This is a genomic window from Vibrio sp. 2132-1 (assembly GCF_033344315.1).
The window spans coordinates 1-628 of record NZ_JAWPON010000480.1 but is presented as its reverse complement, the minus strand read 5'-3'; the positions used below and the strand labels follow the sequence as shown (position 1 = coordinate 628).

The following is a 628-nucleotide window of genomic DNA, read 5'->3' as shown; positions in this document are numbered from 1 at the left end:
GTCTTTTTTATTGTAGTTTTGTAGAGGTTTATTGAGTCGATTGCTTCCTACGCATGTCTACGTGTGGAATTCCATCTTCTAAGTAACTGTCAGAAATAACTTCAAATCCATGGTGAGCATAAAAATCGATAAGATGTTCTTGTGCACCAATGTCTATGGTTTTTTCGGGCCATAACGTAGAACATGCTTGGATGGCTTGTGTGATTAGCCGATGGCCTAAGCCACCACCTCGGGCTGTTTGTTTGGTCACGACTCGGCCAATACTGACGTTATCGTAAGTGGTTCCAGCTGGCAGAAGCCGAGCGCAGGCAACTAATTCATCATTGTGGTAGCCGAGTAGGTGATGAACGCCGTCAATAATATCCTTACCATCTAGCTCCGGGTACGGGCAAGTTTGCTCGACGACGAACACGTCGACGCGTAAGCGCAGCATCTCATACAGTTGTAAGGTAGTTAGTTGAGCAAAAGGCAAAGTGATCCAAGTGGTCATGTCCGTCGTCCATAATGATAGTAGAGTGCCTGAATGTACTCGCTTTTGTTTCAATACTCATTAACAATGGTTAATTTTCACTGGTCTTCCCAGAAAATCTGGCGATAATGTGCCCTCTTTTTCATCCCACCTGAGGAT

The 628-nt window shown here is 44.7% G+C and carries 1 protein-coding gene; it reads right to left on the bottom strand.

Going from position 1 to position 628, the window contains the following annotated elements; all coding sequences use genetic code 11:
* Positions 1-28: 28 nt before the first annotated feature.
* Positions 29-490, bottom strand: coding sequence for a GNAT family N-acetyltransferase (locus tag R8N47_RS26160; protein ID WP_078558270.1), 462 nt, complete (start codon positions 488-490; stop codon positions 29-31).
* Between the last annotated feature and the right edge of the window lie 138 nt (positions 491-628).

Excerpts from the sequence above, each read along its gene's own strand:
- R8N47_RS26160 (WP_078558270.1), bottom strand. The coding sequence starts at position 490 with ATGACCACTTGGATCACTTTGCCTTTTGCTCAACTAACTACCTTACAA.